Annotated in this window: 6 protein-coding genes; 4 read left to right on the top strand and 2 right to left on the bottom strand. The window is 42.9% G+C overall.

Features of this window, described 5'->3' with window-relative positions:
• Window positions 1-220: 220 nt before the first annotated feature.
• From PSI23_RS20430 to PSI23_RS20440, 3 genes are all read left to right on the top strand, one after another.
• Window positions 221-448 (top strand): hypothetical protein, encoded by a 228-nt coding sequence (locus PSI23_RS20430; protein WP_273556794.1) that lies wholly within the window; start codon window positions 221-223, stop codon window positions 446-448.
• Window positions 438-716 carry a hypothetical protein gene (locus PSI23_RS20435; protein WP_273556795.1) on the top strand — a complete coding sequence of 93 codons (279 nt, stop codon included), beginning with the start codon at window positions 438-440 and terminating at the stop codon, window positions 714-716. Before PSI23_RS20430 ends, PSI23_RS20435 begins: the two co-directional genes overlap by 11 nt.
• A gap of 336 nt (window positions 717-1052) precedes the next feature.
• Window positions 1053-2087 carry a tyrosine-type recombinase/integrase gene (locus PSI23_RS20440; protein WP_273556796.1) on the top strand — a complete coding sequence of 345 codons (1035 nt, stop codon included), beginning with the start codon at window positions 1053-1055 and terminating at the stop codon, window positions 2085-2087.
• 73 nt (window positions 2088-2160) lie between these two features.
• Here the strand turns inward: PSI23_RS20440 and PSI23_RS20445 are convergent, their stop codons facing one another.
• Window positions 2161-2532 carry a helix-turn-helix domain-containing protein gene (locus PSI23_RS20445; RefSeq protein ID WP_273556797.1) on the bottom strand — a complete coding sequence of 124 codons (372 nt, stop codon included), beginning with the start codon at window positions 2530-2532 and terminating at the stop codon, window positions 2161-2163.
• 415 nt (window positions 2533-2947) lie between these two features.
• Here PSI23_RS20445 and PSI23_RS20450 point away from each other — a divergent pair, with 415 nt between their 5' ends.
• Entirely contained in the window at window positions 2948-3421 is a 474-nt protein-coding gene (locus PSI23_RS20450) for a hypothetical protein (RefSeq protein ID WP_273556798.1), read from the top strand.
• Window positions 3422-3602: 181 nt separating this feature from the next.
• Here PSI23_RS20450 and PSI23_RS20455 read toward each other — a convergent pair whose 3' ends face one another.
• Entirely contained in the window at window positions 3603-3962 is a 360-nt protein-coding gene (locus PSI23_RS20455; RefSeq protein WP_273556799.1) for a helix-turn-helix domain-containing protein, read from the bottom strand.
• Between the last annotated feature and the right edge of the window lie 279 nt (window positions 3963-4241).

The raw sequence follows: 4241 nt of genomic DNA on the forward strand, positions 1-4241 counted from the left end.
CTGTAGCGCCTGTTCCCAGATTTTGGCAGGGGATGGCATGTGACACCGCCTTTTATTTAAGGAAGAAGAGCCCCATCATGGCACAATAGGGATTACGGCTGTAGTATTAGTTAGATATTTTTTTGTATATTGTGTAATGTCCATTAAGTATCGTTTCCGTATAGGTGAATGCACCCAGTTAAATGCTAGGTGTGAAAAATCGGCAAAGCGGATAAATACCGTGCCGAATAAAAAAAGCACCGTGATTATATCCATCCCTGACTATATTTCTTCTGCCGCTTATGAACCCAGCGGTTGTGACGCTGACAGGTCACCTGGAACCCATCACGTCGCACCTGGGCTGTTATCTGCCGAATGGGAGTGGCAACATGCTGTTTTTCGGCTACACCTAAAGAAGAATAAAGAACATATGATGATGACCTTCTCAGGAGAGCGTGATGTACAGTAAATTTGTGCCGCATCAAAAACTGATGGAGCTGCGTCTCCAGTCTCGGAAACGGCGCAGGGAGCAGAAGGCCGTCTGGCGGCGGGACTGGATCACCCTGCCCGAACTGAGACAACGTGGCTGGGATACGGCCGCCATTAAACAGTTGTTAGGGGAACCGGCCCCGATGACCGAATCCGGTGCCCCGCAGAATATCCGTTCGTACCGGCGCACCGACGTGGAGGCCGTGGAAAAAACGGCCGCGTTTCAGGCGTGGGTGCCGCTGAGCTGACCGAGCACATACCGCAAGGATCGTAAGGGGTGAGATTCGCCCTGCCCCTGATACTTATCAACTTTACATAAAGTACACTTTATGTAAAGTTGACTGTGTTATACTGTCAGTCAGGCGATGGTATCAGGACAGTGAATGCCTGATACCGTGATAGTTGCAAGGGAGACTATCACCCGGCAAGTTGATGGATTGCGCTGAGTATCGTCACCTAACGTGATTAATCAGGGTGGTTTTTACTAATAATTAATGATGAGCGTCCGTAAAATCTGAAAAACTTTAGGGGGTATAACTGCCCTACTTTTTACGTAGCGCCACCAAGAGACAGCGAGGTTTTTTATGGCAGGTGGAATAATGCGGGTGGGTCACGAGGCGAGGCTGATCCGGGATAACCCAGATCTGAATGACGAGGTGATCCGCAATCTCAATGCGTTTATCAAGGACAAAGAGGCGTTTGCTGAAAATACGTGGCTGCAATTGATGGCGGTCGTGCGGCAATGGTGTCACTGGTGTCTTGCCAGAGGCCGTCCTTATCTGCCGGTTGACGCTGATTACCTGCGGGATTACCTGCTGGAGCTGCATGAAAACGGGCGGGCCCCCGCGACTATCAGTAACTATGCTTCCATGCTGAACCTGTTGCACCGACAGGCGGGGTTACTCCCTGCCGGTGACAGTGAAAAAGTGAAACGTGTGTTAAAAAAAATTAATCGGGCCTCTATCATTAACGGTGAAACCGAGGGACAGGCGATACCCTTTAAAATCACCGATCTAAATCAGATTGATGAGGTATGGAAAACGTCAGATAGGCTAAAAAATATTCGCAATCTAGCTTTCTTGTTTATTGCTTACAATACGCTATTACGCGTATCCAATATTGCCCGCCTTAAAGTGCGGGATGTGGCTGTTAACCGCGATGGCAGCGTGATGCTGAATATCGGTTACACCAAAACCCTTGTTGACGGGCAAGGGCTTACCAAAGCCCTTAGCCCCAGGGCGTCAGCCAGCCTGTTAAAGTGGCTCAACGTGTCCGGCTTGCAGGAACATTCCGACGCTTACCTGTTCTGCAAGGTGTACCGGACAAACAAAGTCAAATTGACCAAGGATAAGCCGCTAGCCCGTCCTTCGCTAGAAGGGATTTTCTCTGAGGCGTGGGATGTAGTACAGGGCGATAAAGTGGGCACGAAAAACAAAGGCAGGTATGCGACTTGGACCGGCCACAGTGCACGGGTGGGGGCGGCACAGGACATGACGGAATCAGGCTACACTCTCGCCCAGATTATGCACGAGGGAACGTGGAAAAATCCAGAAACTGTGCTCAGTTATACCCGTAACCTTGAGGCGAAAAAGAGCGTGATGATTGATCTGGTGGGCTGAACAGATTGTAGATTGTAGGTTGAATGCCGGCATGAAATTGCCGATCATTCCTTCATATTGTTATGCTAAAAAATTATTTAGGCATTATTTTCTTGAAGGCATCAACTGCCATTGCATATCGATTGAGCTTTTTCTCTGCCTCTTTTAAGGCTTCTTCTAAATATACAATGTCGTCAGATTTATTAGATAAGATATTGGGGTGTTTATGTAATTCTAAAATTCTACGGGCAAAATTGTCATCTCGCGTGTAGAAATAACTTTCAGGTACGTCTAAATAATCAGCAATTTTACATACAATATCAAATGAGGGCGTGTAACGTTCATTTTCATAGTGAGAAATTTTAGTTCTGGCTGCCTCTGAATCATCCAATTCCAGCGCTGAACCTAAGCTCTCTTGTGTTAATTTTCTGGCTTTCCTTATTGAAACTAACCGCTTACTTATCATTATTCACATCATTAAAATTGTCTATTGACTATTTTTTACCATTGATACAAAATCCTTTTAAGGTAGAAATACGAACCGTTCGAATTTCTACCTTTTCAATGCTGAAAAATTAAAAGTGTGAAATTGTGACAGCACCAGTATTTTCCTTGAGAAATAATAACAAAGTATTATTATTATAAATTAAATTATTTATCTTTATCCATCTTTTCAGGGGGCATGTTATGGGTTTGTCTTTTGAATGAAGAGACTGTTTTTCTAAATTAAAACCACCCTATTTATGACAACACCAGTTAGTAACGTAAATAATAATAACAAAGCGCAATTATAATTAGATATGCCTACGATTACATGAGAATTCTCCCCCTGTTTTCAGGGGGTTTTTTATAAATTTTGCCTTTTACATGAAGAGGAATATATGAACGATAATAAACTACTTGATACTTATGATTATGAAGAGGCCATCACAGACATGTTGAGTGTTTTGCCGTGGCAAACGGATTCCTACGACACGCTAGTTGAAAAAGTGATGGGGATTATTGATTCATATAAAAATTGTCGGGGGGATGTATCACTTATATGTGTTTACTGGATGACCGAAGGATGGATGAATTTAGGAGCGATGAAATCAGGCGAATATATTCCTGATGAAAATGATAAAATTAAGGTGACCGAGCCTATTCGTCATATGTTTCAACTGGTTGCTGGTCGTCTGGTAAATGAATCTGCAAAAAACATAGCTTCTCACATGGCACATGCGCACCATAGCTTTGAATATATAGCAAAAGATTGTGAAAACCTTCGCAACTCGAATCAGGAAATCCTGTGTTCCGTGGCTGAAAAGTGGAGTGAATCACCTCATTCCCCCCTGCAACTCCCTGAAAAAAATTAAGACTATATCCGCAATTTTGAGGCGAAAAAGAGCGTCATGATTGATCTGGTGGCTGAATGCCGGCATGAGAGTGCCCCCTTGATTGCCGGTCATTTTGGCCTACGTTTCGTATATTATGCTGATGATATAAAATTAAATTCATCTATAAAAAACAATGAATTAACATGATTTGTGACATAACTTAAAGATTTTTTAGAGAATTCATAATCTTCTGCATCTCTTTGAGCGCATTCTTATATTCTTGTACTTCTTCTTGTAGATAGACAATTAAATTGTTTTCAAATCCATCGATAGAATTCATCTTATGCAAGATCAGAACTTGTTCAGCAAAATTGTCATCTTCAATATAAAAATAACATGATGGTACATTTAAAATTTCGGCTATCTGACACACGATTTCGTATGCAGGAGTTGCCACCCCTCGCTCATATCGACTGATCCTTCCGATAGCTTGTTCAGGATTAATACCCAATGCTTCACCCAATGTCCTTTGGGACAATCCACACGCTTTTCGCGCCGCTACCAATCGATGTGCGTTCATGTATCAAAAATATGAATAGTTTATCTTGACTATTTTCTACCACTGTTTGAAAATGAATGTTATGAGCATAATTCACCTATACTGGGCTTTATTTGCTCATAATGAATGGTTGAACTGTTATGTAAATTCCATATCACTACCTTTATTGCTGTGTTCACCAGGGAATTGAATCAGAACCACCCGCATAGCGGGTGGTTTGCTCTAGCCCTATAAGGGCATGTTACCGACTGCGCCTAAATGACGCTGCTTTCTCTTCGTTCAAGCTAAGTGTCTTTGCTT

Origin of the sequence: Xenorhabdus yunnanensis, assembly GCF_028598805.1 — a bacterium.
Lineage (GTDB): Bacteria > Pseudomonadota > Gammaproteobacteria > Enterobacterales > Enterobacteriaceae > Xenorhabdus > Xenorhabdus yunnanensis.